The sequence below is a fragment of the Apilactobacillus timberlakei genome (genome assembly GCF_002993965.1).
GTDB lineage: Bacteria > Bacillota > Bacilli > Lactobacillales > Lactobacillaceae > Apilactobacillus > Apilactobacillus timberlakei.
Genome location: NZ_POST01000002.1, coordinates 1 through 12,849 on the forward strand (window position 1 = coordinate 1; position 12,849 = coordinate 12,849).

Below are 12,849 nucleotides of genomic sequence, written 5' to 3' on the forward strand. Positions count from 1 at the left end.
GTCAAAGTGCTCTTGTTTTTAATTGTTTCGCGGTGTAGCTCAGCTGGCTAGAGCGTCCGGTTCATACCCGGGAGGTCGGGGGTTCGATCCCCTCCGCCGCGATTTAGGGCTTGGACCTTTAGCTCAGTTGGTTAGAGCAGACGGCTCATAACCGTCCGGTCGTAGGTTCGAGTCCTACAAGGTCCATATTATGGGTCTTTGATTTTATTATTTACATGGAGAATTACCCAAGTGGCTGAAGGGGGCGGTCTTGAAAACCGCTAGGTGGGTCAAACCACGCGAGAGTTCGAATCTCTCATTCTCCTTATTATCGCGGGATAGAGCAGTCTGGTAGCTCGTCGGGCTCATAACCCGGAGGTCGTTGGTTCAAATCCATCTCCCGCAATTATGGTTCGTTGGTCTAGTTGGTTTAGGACGCCTGCCTGTCACGCAGGAGGTCACGAGTTCGAGTCTCGTACGAACCGTATTTATAAAAGATCATCCTTATGGATAATCTTTTTTTGTTTTAAATTTTTTAGACCCGTTGGTCAAGTGGTTTAAGACACTGCCCTTTCACGGCAGTAACATGGGTTCGAATCCCGTACGGGTCATTTATTTATATGGAGAATTACCCAAGTGGCTGAAGGGGGCGGTCTTGAAAACCGCTAGGTGGGTCAAACCACGCGAGAGTTCGAATCTCTCATTCTCCTTAATAATAAAAAGAGTAGATACATATAAATATGCATCTACTCTTTTTTGTAACTCAGCGACATATTACTTAGATCCTTTATATTACATTTATTAAACCATTTATTGAAATCTGAAGCATTATTCCATTCAGTCATAACTATCAATTGCTTTTTACCCGAAATTTCTTGTAAAAGTTTAATCGAATTGATATTAAAATTTATATTATTACTTAGTTCCTTTAGTTTTGAATGAAATATTTTTTCATTGTTTTTATCTAAATTAAAATAAAGATAATTAACAAAATTACTTATATTATTAGTATTTTTTTGGAAAATAATTATATATTTAATTGTATTGTGAAATACTGAGGGTTTGTTACTCTCATCTATTATTTGATATTGGCCATAAGTATTCATTGATTTAAAAATTGATAACTTTCTATCGGGGTGCCTATTAGATATTTGTTCAAGAATATTTTTACTGCCAAAAGTTACTTTTATTTTATTTTTCATTATTTGCTCCTAGTTGTTAAATATTTTACAAACTACATTTATATATTTACACTAAAAGTATATTTAAACAAGTAAGAGGAGTTAAAATATGAAGATTAGAATATTAGGATATTATGGTGGATATCCATATGATGGAGTTGGAACTAGTGGTTATTTGGTTCAAAGTGGAAATTTTAATTTATTGTTAGATTGTGGTAGCGGCGTTTTATTAGGACTAGAAAAATACTTGGATCCGTTACAATTAGATGCAGTTTTATTATCACATTATCATCATGATCATAAGGCTGATGTAGGAGTTCTAGAATACTATTGGCAATTACATTCTGAAAATAGAAAAGAAAATACTCTTCCTATTTATGGAAATATAGATGACAAAATAAATTTTGATGGACTCACTTGGAATAATGATACAAAGGGTATTCCATATCATGAAAATGATACATTAAATTTAGGGCCATTTTTAATTAAATTTATGAAAACTCAACATCCAGTTTCTGCTTATGCGGTTAAAATTATTGAAAAAAGTACTAATAAAATGTTTGTCTTTACTGCTGATACAAAATACTTTGAGGGTTTAATTAATTTTTGTAAGAATGCTGATTTATTAATTACTGATACTAATTTTTATAAAAATAAGCAAGGTACTAAATGGCATATGACTTCTGAAGAATCTGGATATTTAGCCAAGCAATCTAATGCTAAAAATGTTATCATTAGTCATCTACCACAATATGGTAACCTTAATCAGTTATTATATGAAACAAGAGCTGAAGCTGGCTCTAATATAAACGTAAAGATTGCTAAGTTAGGGTTACAATTTAATATTTAAGTTAATATTGTTTACTTATAGTAACAATATGATATAAAATTTATATGTAGAAGAGGTGTGCCTAATTATGGAAATGCAACGTATAAATGAAGATACAATCAAAGTTATGATAAGTAATGACGAGTTATCTGAACGTGGAGTTGATGTATTATCTTTACTTGGTGATGAAGATCGTATTGAGTCTTTTTTGTATGGAATCTTAGAAGAAATTGATGCTGACAAAGAGTTTAAAGATACTTCTGCTGTTACATTTCAGGTAGTTCCTAATAAATCTGGATTGGAAATGTTTATCAAAAACAATCATTTGAGTGAAAATGATATTGATAAAAATAATTTATCTAGTGGCAAAATTAGTAAAGAAAAACTTTCTGAAATTACTGATAAAGATAATAAGTTTGAAGATACTTCTTTAGAAGGTATAAGTAATAATATTAAAAACAAAATTGACGAATTTAGTAAATTATCATTAACTGATGAAAGTAAAAATAATATATTAAATTATTTAAAGACACTAAAAAACAAGGTTGATGAATTAGAAGGTAAGAATGAAAATCATATGGTTAATAGTTCTATATCTCAATTAGTTAATGCTGCAAAAGGTATGGATAAAAATAGTAAGCCATCTAATTATATGATTAATAATATTGTCATTAAATTTAATTCATTTGATGATTTGGTTAGTTTATCTAAAGCCTTAAATAATAATATGCCAGAAACATATTTGTATAAATATGAAGGTAGTTATTATTTATATATGTCGTTACCAGAAGGATATAACGAAGATGATGCTCTTGTTTTTCAAAGAGATGTTGCGGTAGCACTGGAATATTCATCAAAGAGTAATATTCCTTTATCTAATTTGGAAGATAATGGTAAATTAATGATTTCAATTAGTGCATTACAAACGATAAAAAAATACTTTGCATAATTTAAAGCCAGTAGATTTTTCTGCTGGCTTTTTGCGTATATAAAATAATAGGGCGATAAAAATATTAACAGCAATTTATAATAATAGATTAGTTTTAGCTATTAATTCATCTAAAAACAAAAAATATCTTTGTCCAATATGTAAATCAGTAGTTATTTTAAAAAGAGGTACTGAAAAAATAAGTCATTTTGCTCATTCTAAAAATAATGATTGTCCCAATATTGGTGAACATGAAACGGATGAACATTTAACTGGAAAAATAAATTTATTTAAATTTATTAACAATAAGAGCACGAAAATTGAATGTTATATTACTAAAATTAATCAAAAGCCAGATCTTATTAATAATAAAATAGCATTTGAGTTTCAATGTAGTCCCATAACTCAAAAAAGACTTCTTGAAAGAATTAATGGCTATAAAAGTTTAGGAATACATTCATTATGGATACTAGGAAAAAATTATAGGAAAAAATTTAGTAGTAAAAATACTACTAAATTTTTTTATTATTCTTTTAACATTGGTTTTTATATTTTATTCTTACACAATAGTGGTTATGTAGAAATTAGATACAATTGTTTAGAAATAAATGGAATAATTAATTATCAATCTAAAATAATATATTCATTCAAAGAACTTTTATCTTTTATAAAAAGTAGACAGGCTTTATTGCAATATAATAATAATTTAAGACAAATCAATTATTTATTAAGAAATTTTAGAAAAAATATGATATTAGGCAATAAAGCAATTCTTAACCTTCAAAATGATTTTTATTTAAAAGGTCATAATATTGATGGAGCTCCATTATTATGTAACGAAAAGTATTTTTCTTATCCAATTTTTGATAATAAATTCTTTTTATGGAAAATTATTTGTTTAAATAACATTGAAGATGGAATTAATTTGGACTATTTATTCAAAACCTTATTTAAGTTTACATTTCCTTTAATAGAAAATATAAATATTTTTTATAAACATGAATTTAAAACTTTTATTAATATTCTGGTTAATGAAAATCTTATTAAAATTGAAAGCAATGTTATTCATTTATTAAAAGATCCCATATGGTTTAAAGATTATTTAGACAGAGAAAATATTCAAAATAAAAAAGACCTTTAAAATTTAAATAAAAAAGATCTTTACTTAACTATATGAAATCCAGAATTTTTGACTGATTTTTTTTGAGATTTTTTCATCATATCTTTTAAACTATTTTCTGTTAAATCTTGATTGCAACAAGCATTAAATAGTCCAGAATAGCAAACATTACTGGTTAAAACACCACTATTTGGTTTATTACAATTAAATATAACAGCAGACGCGGGTTTTTTAATTTTCATGTTTTTAACAATCTTTTGATCTTCTTCCACAGTATTTTTAGCAAGATTAGATCTACGATCTTCTTCAAACATTGGTATATCTAAATTATGTTTTTTAGCTGTTTCTAATGATAAATTGTCTGTATATTTTATACCTTGATCTAAAATCTTATTTTGCATATCCATTAAAAATGATTTTCCATTTTTCATACCTTGGAATAATGCTGCTTTATAATCTAAAACTACATCATGATATAAGTTATATAATTCATTTGAAGATAATACTTTTTTTATTTTATTATTAGAATGACAAAAATCAGTTTGGATTACTTTTAGGTTATATATAGGAATGAATTGAATCTTAAATTTTGAATCAATATCTTTTGATAACTTTAAGACAGTTTTTTCTGACTTTTCGCATTCTTTGCATAAAGGATCTACAAAAAGAAATATTTCAAACAAAATTTTACCTCCCTCAAATAATCAAAACATCTTTACAAATATATACAACATTCAGCATACCAAATTATTTATTAATTACAATAATTTTGCTTTTATATATATAAATTTTTTACTTATATTAAATTATGGTAAAATAATTTAATGAATGGCTTAAATAGAGGAGGTTTTCCTAGTGGTAAAAAATTGGGAACATTTTTTATTTCCTTATGAACAAGCAGTAGGGGAACTTAAAATAAAATTACGAGGAATAAGAAAAGAATTCTTGCAATTTGGTAAAAGAAGTCCAGTAGAGTTTGTTACTGGTCGTGTTAAGCCTGTATCAAGTATTAAAGAAAAAATGAATCGAAGGTATATATCTGAAGATCGATTATCTCAAGACATGGAAGATATTGCTGGCTTAAGGATAATGTGTCCTTTTGTTGAAGATATTTATCAAGTAGTAGATATTCTGCGTAAAAGAACAGATATAAATATTTTAGAAGAACGTGACTATGTTAATAAAGAAAAATCTAGTGGTTATCGTTCATATCATATTGTCTTTGAATATCCAGTTGAAATGTCAACTGGAGAACATAAGATATTATCAGAAATTCAAGTCAGAACTTTAGCTATGAACTTTTGGGCAACTGTTGAACATTCTTTAAATTATAAATACAATGGTGTTTTTCCAGAAGAATTAAAAAAACGTCTACAGGAATCAGCCGAAACTGCATTTAAATTAGATGAAGGTATGTCAGAAATTCGTGATGAATTAATTGAAAAACAATCTGAAAACCACAAAAATAATAGGGATGATTAATAATGAGAGTTTCAATATATAGTAATGATGGTTCAACTTCTAATGAAGTTGCAAGTCAACTAAAAGAGAAAATTGATAATTCCTCAAAACTACAATACGATGGACTAAATCCTCAAATTGTAATATCTGTTGGTGGTGATGGTACATTATTATCTGCATTTCATCATTATAATGATTCAATTAATAATATTAGATTTGTTGGAATCCATACTGGTCATTTAGGATTTTATACCGATTGGAGAGACTATGAAGTCCAACAATTGGTAGATAGTTTAGAAAATGATAATAGTCAAAGTGTTAGTTATCCACTATTGTCTATAAATATTAATTATAAAGATGGTGGGCCATCTGATAGTATGGTTGCCTTAAATGAATCAACGCTTAAAAGAATAAATGGAACTATGGTTACTGATATAAATATTAAGAATGAATTTTTTGAGAAATTTAGAGGTGACGGATTGTGTGTTGCTACTCCAACTGGATCTACTGCATATAATAAGTCAGTAGGTGGAGCAATTATTAGTCCTGAATTTGATGCTGTTCAAGTTTCTGAAATGGCTTCTATAAATAATAGGGTTTTTAGGACTTTAGGTTCTCCAATTATTATTCCTCCCGATGAATGGATCACAATTATTCCTGATAATCCATATCATAATATTTTAACTTGCGATCAATTGGTAGTTCAAAATAGGCCAATTCAATCTATTACTTATTCTATTTCAAATGATCGAATTTATTTTGCTCAATATCGACATACTCATTTTTGGAAAAGAGTAAGCAATTCTTTTATTGGGGTACATGATAATGACTGAATTTAATTGGGTGAACCATAACATTGAACCGATAAGATTAAGAACTTTTCTTGGGTCTAAGGGTGTCACTAGAACATTGCTGAAACAAGTTAAGTTTCACGGTGGGATGATGTTTGTAAACAATAGCGAAAGATACGCTAATTTTATGTTAAAAAATAATGACAAAATTAATTTAATTTTGCCTCCTGAAATTAGTGGTGATTACTTTAACGTTTCTAATTTACCCATAGATATTATTTATGAAGATGAACATTTTTTGGTAGTGAATAAACCAGCAGGAGTACCGTCAATTCCTTCAAGAATTTACACTAATGATACGTTAGTTAATCGTGTTAAGGGGTATTTTCAAAGAAAACAATATGAAAATCAAAAAATACATATTGTTAATCGATTGGATATGGATACTAGTGGCATAGTTATTTTTGCAAAACATCATTTTGCACACTCAGTTTTAGATAAACAATTTAAAGATGATAGTATTCAAAAATATTATATTGCCATTGTACAAGGTAATATTTACTCTAAACATGTTGATATTAATTTACCTATTGGTAGACAAAATGATTCATTTGTTAAACGAACCGTCAGTGATGTTGGAAAGATGTCTAGAACAGAATTTTGGGTTAATAAAAGGATAAATGGTTTAAGTGTGCTTAAAGTTAAATTACATACAGGAAGGACTCATCAAATTAGAGTTCACTGTAAAGCAATTGGGCACCCTTTGATTGGTGATTGGCTATATAATCCTGATAATCACATTATGAATAGGCAAGCTTTACACTGCTATAAAACCATTTTTTATAATCCATTTGTTGATAAATATGTTGAGTGTAATGCACCATTACCAGAAGATATGAAAAAAATTATTAAATAAAAGCTCCTTTATAAAGGAGCTTTTATTGTTTGTCTATATTAAAATTTTGCTTATATGATATACTATAATATTGAATAGAAGGAGATTTAATTATGAAAAAAATAGAAATTGCTAAGCAATTTTTATCAGACAATATTAATTTATTTAAATGCCCTACATGTGGTAAAGGTTATAAAAAAGTCAATGATTTTTCTATTATTTGTCCTAATAATCATTCTATGGATATATCTAAAAAAGGAACCTTATATTTTATCAGTCATAAAGTTAATACTGAATATGATAAGGAAATGTTAGTTTCTAGAAGAAAATTGATTAATGCAGGATTATTTGATGGTATTATCAATAAAATATCTGATTTAATACCTAGCGGGAAACAAACCATTTTAGATATTGGTAGTGGTGAAGGAACTCCTATAAAAAAACTTGAGGAAAATAGAAATAATCAAGATAGTGCAATTGGTTTTGATATATCAAAACCAGGAGTTAATTTATCAACTAGCGAATTAAGCAAAAATTTATTTTATTGTGTTGCTGATTTAGCACAATTGCCATTCAATGATAAAAGTATTTCAGTTGTTATGGATATGTTTTCTCCATCTTCTTATGAAGAATTTAATCGAATAATCAAAAAAGATGGTCACTTAATAAAAGTGATTCCTAATTCTAATTATTTAATTGAATTGAGAAGAAAATTATATAAAGATGATCATAAAAAGCAAGATTATGATAATACTAAAGTTTTGAATTTATTTATGGAACACTATCCTAATGCTGTTAAATATAACGTTAAATATACCTTTGCTTTACCTAAAAGTATTAGACAAGATATGATGTTAATGACACCTATGCATTGGGGTAAAAATGCTATTAACTTAGAAACAAACGAATTAGAGAATTTAAATTCAATTACAGTTGATGTAACAATATTAGATAATAAATTTTAATATAGGAGATAGTATAAATGACTAATCATATTGTTTTATTTGAACCACTTATGCCTGCTAATACAGGTAACATTGCCAGAACTTGTGCAGGAACTGATACTACTTTAGACTTAATCAAACCACTTGGATTCTCTGTTGACGATAAACACTTAAAAAGAGCTGGATTAGACTATTGGAATAAAGTTAATATTAATTATCATGAAAGTTTACCTGAATTTATGGATACCTTAGGTGATAAAGATAAATTACACTTAGTTTCAAAATTTGCTAGTAAAGATTATACTGATTGTGATTATTCGGATGATAATTATAATAATTACTTTATGTTTGGAAAAGAAACTACAGGGTTACCTGAACCATTTATGCGAAAAAATAGTGATAAAGCTATTCGTATACCTCAAGATGACACTCATATTAGAGCTCTTAATTTGTCTAACACATGTGCAATCGTTATTTATGAAGCACTTAGACAACAAAATTTTCCAAATTTAGAAAGAAGTCATGAATATGAACATGACAAATTAAAATAAATAATTTAAAGGAGTAATATATTTGGCTAGAAAACGAAAAAATAATTCTCATACAAAAAGATCAAATAAAAATTTATTCTCAATTGATAAAAAATATAATAATTGTTTATTTGGCTTATTTATGATATTTATTAGTTTATTTAGCTACTTACAATTAGGATTTTTGGGTATTACTATTAATAACTTTTTTCGTTTCTTTGTAGGTGACAGTGTTACTATTTTCTATTTAATTACTTTAATTACTGGAATCATATTTTTAATAAAAGGAAACAAACTTAGTCTAAATAAGAGAGTTATATTAGGTGTGATTGTTACATATTTAGGTCTATTAATGTTTTTATCTGCACTTTATTTTTCTGGATATAATAATAACGATTTTATTAGACAAACATTGAATATAATTTCTAACGACTTTATAGGAATGAAATCTAATAGTTCTGTTGGTGGTGGAATTATTGGAGCTTCCTCATTGACAATTTTTAACTTTTTAGTTTCTATTCTAGGAGCTGAAATTATTTCTATTATCATGATAATTGTTGGTGGCTTGATTTCATTTAACATATCAATGAATCAGATATTTGATAAATTTCAAAAGCATTCAGAAAAATTATCAGCAAAAATAGGTGAATCTTCACAAAAAATAGGTGAAAAAGTTCATGATATAAACAATAAAAAGCAAGTTAAAGAAGATACTAATAATAAAAAGTTAAATTCATACAATAATACTCCTAAGCCTAAATTATCTGGTTGGATGGATTCCTCAAAGAAAGATACAAAATCTGTATCCAAAAAAGAAAATGTTGAAGAATCAAGTGATGATATTAAAGACAATGATAAAGATTACAAATTAGCTAGTGAATATAATAACGATAATAAGAAATCTGAAAAAGTTTCTGATGTTATTAATAAACAAAATGATGATTTTAATGGTCCTATTATAGAAAATAATAGTGAAACTAATGACGAAGAATATGATTTGCCATCATCTAATCTATTATCTGAAATCAAACAAACTGATCAATCTGACGAGTATAAGGCAATTGATAAAAATACTGTTATATTGAAAAAAACGCTTAATAGTTTTGGTGTTGATGCAGAGATAAAGAATGTTAGTTTAGGACCATCAGTAACTGAATATGAACTTCATCCTGCAATTGGTGTAAAAGTTAGTAAAATTGTTAATTTAGCTGATGATTTGGCATTGGCACTTGCTGCTAAAGATATTAGAATTGAAGCGCCTATTCCTGGAAAGTCTTTGATAGGAATTGAAGTTCCTAATAAAAATGTTTCAACAGTTTCTTTTAAAGATGTTGTAGATTCTCAAGATAAAAACCATAGTTTAATGAGTGTCCCTTTAGGAAGGAATGTTAATGGGGATGTTATATCTACTGATTTAACTAAGTTACCGCATTTATTAATTGCAGGATCTACTGGGAGTGGTAAATCTGTTGCTATTAATGGAATTATTACTAGCATCTTATTAAATGCTAAGCCTAGCGAAGTTAAAATGATGCTTATTGATCCTAAAAAAGTTGAACTAGGTGTATATAATGGGATTCCTCATTTATTAACACCAGTTGTTTCTGAACCCAAAAAAGCAGCAAGATCATTGAATAAAGTTGTTACTGAAATGGAACATAGATATGATTTATTTGCTAAAAATAATCAAAGAAAAATAAGTAGTTATAATAAATATGTTAAAAAATTAAATAAAGAAGATGGTGGAGACCGTCAAACATTACCATATATTGTAGTAGTAGTTGATGAATTGGCTGATTTAATGATGACCGTTTCTAATGAAGTGGAAAGTGCAATCATTAGATTAGCTCAAATGGGACGTGCTGCTGGTATTCATATGATATTGGCTACTCAACGTCCCTCAGTAGATGTTATTACTGGTCTAATTAAATCTAATGTGCCATCTAGGATAGCATTTGCTGTTTCTAGTGGTGTTGATTCAAGAACCATTATTGATACTAATGGTGCTGAAAAGCTACTTGGACGTGGTGATATGTTATATCTACCTGTGGATAAAAATAAACCAATTCGTATTCAAGGTGCTTTCATTTCAGATGATGATGTGGAAAATGTTGTTGATTATATAAAAGAACAGCAAACTGCAGAGTATGATAATTCAATGATGGTTTCTGATGAAGATATTAAAAGAGAAGAAGAGGTTGAAGACCAAGATGAATTATTTGGTGATGCTTTAAAATTTGTTATTCATGAGCAAAAAGCAAGTACTTCACTATTACAACGTAATTTTAGAATTGGCTATAATAGAGCTGCTAGGATTATAGATGATTTAGAACAACGTGGTTATATTGGACCTCAAGAAGGTAGCAAGCCACGACAAGTTTACAAACAATCAAATGATGATTCTGATTAAATAAAAAATGGAACCATTATAATGGTTCCATTTTTTATTAATTTTGATTTTTAAGTATTTTAATTATCCTTCTAAATGATTATGATAATACTGTGTATAATGAACCTAGAACTAATCCACCTAAAGTGGAAATAATCATGATCCAAACGAAAATCATTGTAATGATTTGAAATCTAGATTTTTTCTTTTTAGCCATTAATTGCACCACTTTCTTAAAATATATATTATCAAGTTTACATTTGATATCTTTATATTGCAAATTCAATTAATAATATGAGAGGAGTTGAATATAATCGGTCCTTTTAAGTTTTTAGCATTAATATTATTTCAATCAATCTTAATTTTTATAATATCCTTAGTTTTTAATGCGATTAAAAAATCCCTTGGCAAACATTTTCCATTCAATTTTAATTCAAGTGATTTATTTCCATTTATTTTTGGATTATATATATATCAAATATCTTTGGATAAACATTCAATTTCTTGTTTACCACAAGTCTTAATGTTTTGGCTAATTTTAGGTATCATATTTGGAATATTTTATTTAATTAGATTTCAAGAATCCAGTATATTAAAATATTATAAAATATTCTGGAAAATGGGTATTATATACATGTTTGTTGCTTGGGTTGGTACAATTATTTTTTACGGATATCAAATATTATAAAAGTCATCTTTTTTAAGACGGCTTTTTTATTATAATTAATAGTGATATTGTGGTGGAATAAAGCCTTTTTGAGTGTTAAAATCTAATTAAGTAAACTTTATATTATATATAAACAAAATATTAACGATAAAAATTTTATTAAATAATAAAGAGGTGAGTTATATGGTTAAATTTAATCACGAAACGGTACTACTTAACGAGGCAGTTGATGGACTAGATATTAATCCAAATGGTATTTATGTTGACTGTACATTAGGCGGCGGTGGACATAGTCGTAAAATTTTAGAAAAATTAGATAAAGGCCATTTGTATTCGTTTGATCAAGACCAAGTTGCGATTGACTATAACAAAGAAAATTTAAAAGAATACATAGACGATGGTAAATTATCATTTATTAGAGATAATTTTAAAAATATTAATAAGGATTTAAATGAATTAGGAATCTATTCTGTTGATGGTATCATTTATGATTTGGGTGTTTCATCACCTCAATTTGACGATGCAAGTCGTGGCTTTAGTTATCAACATAATGCCAGATTAGACATGCGGATGGATCAAAGAAATTCATTAGATGCTTGGCAGATAGTTAATGAATGGCCATATAATAAGTTAGTCAAAATTTTCTTTAGATATGGTGAAGAAAAGTTTTCAAAACAAGTTGCCAGAGCTATTGAAAGTAATCGTGAAAGACATAGTATTGATACTACTGAAGAATTAGTAGAAATTATTAAGCAAGGCATTCCTGCTGCTGCTAGAAGACATGGTGGACATCCTGCTAAAAAGGTTTTCCAGGCATTAAGAATTGCTGTTAACGATGAGCTTGGTTCATTGGAAAGCTCATTAGAAGATGCAATTAAACTGATTGGATTTAATGGAAGAATATGTGTTATTACTTTTCAATCACTTGAGGATAGATTAGTTAAAAATATGTTTAAAGAACAGACTACTATTATGGATTTACCACATAACTTGCCTATCATTCCACCAGAAATGGAACCAGATTATAAATTAGTTAGTAGAAAACCTATTTTACCTAGTGATGAAGAACTTAAAGAAAATCATCGTTCGCATAGTGCTAGACTAAGAATAATACAAAGGATAAGTAAATAATATA

The 12,849-nt window shown here is 27.7% G+C and carries 14 protein-coding genes, 7 tRNA genes and 1 pseudogene; 19 read left to right on the forward strand and 3 right to left on the reverse strand.

Annotated features, from left to right (window positions below; translation table 11 throughout):
- Positions 1-28: 28 nt before the first annotated feature.
- From C7N71_RS01965 to C7N71_RS01995, 7 genes are all read left to right on the forward strand, one after another.
- Positions 29-102: transfer RNA gene (locus C7N71_RS01965), tRNA-Met, on the forward strand.
- Positions 103-112: 10 nt separating this feature from the next.
- A tRNA-Ile gene (locus tag C7N71_RS01970) sits at positions 113-186 on the forward strand.
- A gap of 31 nt (positions 187-217) precedes the next feature.
- Positions 218-305 (forward strand) — tRNA-Ser (locus C7N71_RS01975).
- Positions 306-311: 6 nt separating this feature from the next.
- Positions 312-385: transfer RNA gene (locus C7N71_RS01980), tRNA-Met, on the forward strand.
- A 4-nt stretch (positions 386-389) separates the two neighbouring features.
- Positions 390-464: transfer RNA gene (locus C7N71_RS01985), tRNA-Asp, on the forward strand.
- 53 nt (positions 465-517) lie between these two features.
- Positions 518-590: transfer RNA gene (locus C7N71_RS01990), tRNA-Glu, on the forward strand.
- 11 nt (positions 591-601) lie between these two features.
- Positions 602-689: transfer RNA gene (locus C7N71_RS01995), tRNA-Ser, on the forward strand.
- Between the two features lie 36 nt (positions 690-725).
- On the opposite strand, the gene C7N71_RS02000 is transcribed toward C7N71_RS01995, so the two are convergent.
- Positions 726-1,181 (reverse strand): hypothetical protein, encoded by a 456-nt coding sequence (locus tag C7N71_RS02000; RefSeq protein WP_105987519.1) that lies wholly within the window; start codon positions 1,179-1,181, stop codon positions 726-728.
- 88 nt (positions 1,182-1,269) lie between these two features.
- On the opposite strand from C7N71_RS02000, the gene C7N71_RS02005 reads away from it, so the two are divergent.
- The 4 genes and pseudogenes from C7N71_RS02005 to C7N71_RS08205 all read left to right on the forward strand — a co-directional run bounded on the left by C7N71_RS02005 (position 1,270) and on the right by C7N71_RS08205 (position 4,058).
- Complete coding sequence (locus C7N71_RS02005; RefSeq protein ID WP_105987520.1) at positions 1,270-2,010, forward strand: MBL fold metallo-hydrolase; 741 nt, start codon at positions 1,270-1,272, stop codon at positions 2,008-2,010.
- 67 nt (positions 2,011-2,077) lie between these two features.
- Positions 2,078-2,938: an adaptor protein MecA gene (locus C7N71_RS02010; protein ID WP_105987521.1), complete on the forward strand. Its 861-nt coding sequence runs from the start codon at positions 2,078-2,080 to the stop codon at positions 2,936-2,938.
- A gap of 100 nt (positions 2,939-3,038) precedes the next feature.
- A pseudogene (locus tag C7N71_RS08305) lies at positions 3,039-3,563 on the forward strand (competence protein CoiA); the annotation flags it as partial.
- Between the two features lie 42 nt (positions 3,564-3,605).
- Positions 3,606-4,058, forward strand: coding sequence for a hypothetical protein (locus C7N71_RS08205; protein ID WP_225361867.1), 453 nt, complete (start codon positions 3,606-3,608; stop codon positions 4,056-4,058).
- A gap of 20 nt (positions 4,059-4,078) precedes the next feature.
- On the opposite strand, the gene C7N71_RS02020 is transcribed toward C7N71_RS08205, so the two are convergent.
- Positions 4,079-4,720, reverse strand: coding sequence for a DsbA family protein (locus C7N71_RS02020; RefSeq protein WP_157944341.1), 642 nt, complete (start codon positions 4,718-4,720; stop codon positions 4,079-4,081).
- Positions 4,721-4,892: 172 nt separating this feature from the next.
- Between C7N71_RS02020 and C7N71_RS02025 the strand changes: the two genes are divergently transcribed.
- The 6 genes from C7N71_RS02025 (at position 4,893) to C7N71_RS02050 (ending at position 11,068) form a co-directional block, all read left to right on the forward strand.
- A complete protein-coding gene (locus C7N71_RS02025; RefSeq protein WP_105964778.1) occupies positions 4,893-5,519 on the forward strand; it encodes a GTP pyrophosphokinase in 627 nt (208 codons plus the stop codon).
- A 2-nt stretch (positions 5,520-5,521) separates the two neighbouring features.
- Positions 5,522-6,331 carry an NAD kinase gene (locus C7N71_RS02030; protein ID WP_105987523.1) on the forward strand — a complete coding sequence of 270 codons (810 nt, stop codon included), beginning with the start codon at positions 5,522-5,524 and terminating at the stop codon, positions 6,329-6,331.
- The gene (locus C7N71_RS02035; RefSeq protein ID WP_105987524.1) at positions 6,324-7,205 is read left to right on the forward strand and encodes an RluA family pseudouridine synthase; all 882 of its coding nucleotides are present in this window, start codon (positions 6,324-6,326) and stop codon (positions 7,203-7,205) included. Before C7N71_RS02030 ends, C7N71_RS02035 begins: the two co-directional genes overlap by 8 nt.
- Before the next feature lie 92 nt (positions 7,206-7,297).
- Entirely contained in the window at positions 7,298-8,149 is an 852-nt protein-coding gene (locus C7N71_RS02040) for a methyltransferase domain-containing protein (protein WP_105987525.1), read from the forward strand.
- Positions 8,150-8,166: 17 nt separating this feature from the next.
- Positions 8,167-8,679 (forward strand): tRNA (cytidine(34)-2'-O)-methyltransferase, encoded by a 513-nt coding sequence (locus C7N71_RS02045; RefSeq protein WP_105987526.1) that lies wholly within the window; start codon positions 8,167-8,169, stop codon positions 8,677-8,679.
- A gap of 22 nt (positions 8,680-8,701) precedes the next feature.
- A complete protein-coding gene (locus tag C7N71_RS02050; protein ID WP_318530530.1) occupies positions 8,702-11,068 on the forward strand; it encodes a DNA translocase FtsK in 2,367 nt (788 codons plus the stop codon).
- 79 nt (positions 11,069-11,147) lie between these two features.
- Here C7N71_RS02050 and C7N71_RS02055 read toward each other — a convergent pair whose 3' ends face one another.
- The gene (locus C7N71_RS02055; RefSeq protein WP_105956281.1) at positions 11,148-11,264 is read right to left on the reverse strand and encodes a DUF4044 domain-containing protein; all 117 of its coding nucleotides are present in this window, start codon (positions 11,262-11,264) and stop codon (positions 11,148-11,150) included.
- Between the two features lie 87 nt (positions 11,265-11,351).
- On the opposite strand from C7N71_RS02055, the gene C7N71_RS08310 reads away from it, so the two are divergent.
- Together C7N71_RS08310 and rsmH are read left to right on the forward strand one after the other, a co-directional pair.
- Positions 11,352-11,735, forward strand: a complete 384-nt coding sequence (locus C7N71_RS08310) for a DUF3397 family protein (RefSeq protein WP_105987527.1) — start codon at positions 11,352-11,354, stop codon at positions 11,733-11,735.
- A 162-nt stretch (positions 11,736-11,897) separates the two neighbouring features.
- Positions 11,898-12,845 (forward strand): 16S rRNA (cytosine(1402)-N(4))-methyltransferase RsmH, encoded by a 948-nt coding sequence (rsmH, locus tag C7N71_RS02065; protein ID WP_105987528.1) that lies wholly within the window; start codon positions 11,898-11,900, stop codon positions 12,843-12,845.
- Positions 12,846-12,849 lie beyond the last annotated feature (4 nt).

Excerpts from the sequence above, each read along its gene's own strand:
- C7N71_RS02000 (WP_105987519.1), bottom strand. The coding sequence starts at position 1,181 with ATGAAAAATAAAATAAAAGTAACTTTTGGCAGTAAAAATATTCTTGAA.
- C7N71_RS02005 (WP_105987520.1), top strand. The coding sequence starts at position 1,270 with ATGAAGATTAGAATATTAGGATATTATGGTGGATATCCATATGATGGA.
- C7N71_RS02010 (WP_105987521.1), top strand. The coding sequence starts at position 2,078 with ATGGAAATGCAACGTATAAATGAAGATACAATCAAAGTTATGATAAGT.
- C7N71_RS02030 (WP_105987523.1), top strand. The coding sequence starts at position 5,522 with ATGAGAGTTTCAATATATAGTAATGATGGTTCAACTTCTAATGAAGTT.
- C7N71_RS02035 (WP_105987524.1), top strand. The coding sequence starts at position 6,324 with ATGACTGAATTTAATTGGGTGAACCATAACATTGAACCGATAAGATTA.
- C7N71_RS02040 (WP_105987525.1), top strand. The coding sequence starts at position 7,298 with ATGAAAAAAATAGAAATTGCTAAGCAATTTTTATCAGACAATATTAAT.
- C7N71_RS02045 (WP_105987526.1), top strand. The coding sequence starts at position 8,167 with ATGACTAATCATATTGTTTTATTTGAACCACTTATGCCTGCTAATACA.
- C7N71_RS02055 (WP_105956281.1), bottom strand. The coding sequence starts at position 11,264 with ATGGCTAAAAAGAAAAAATCTAGATTTCAAATCATTACAATGATTTTC.
- rsmH (WP_105987528.1), top strand. The coding sequence starts at position 11,898 with ATGGTTAAATTTAATCACGAAACGGTACTACTTAACGAGGCAGTTGAT.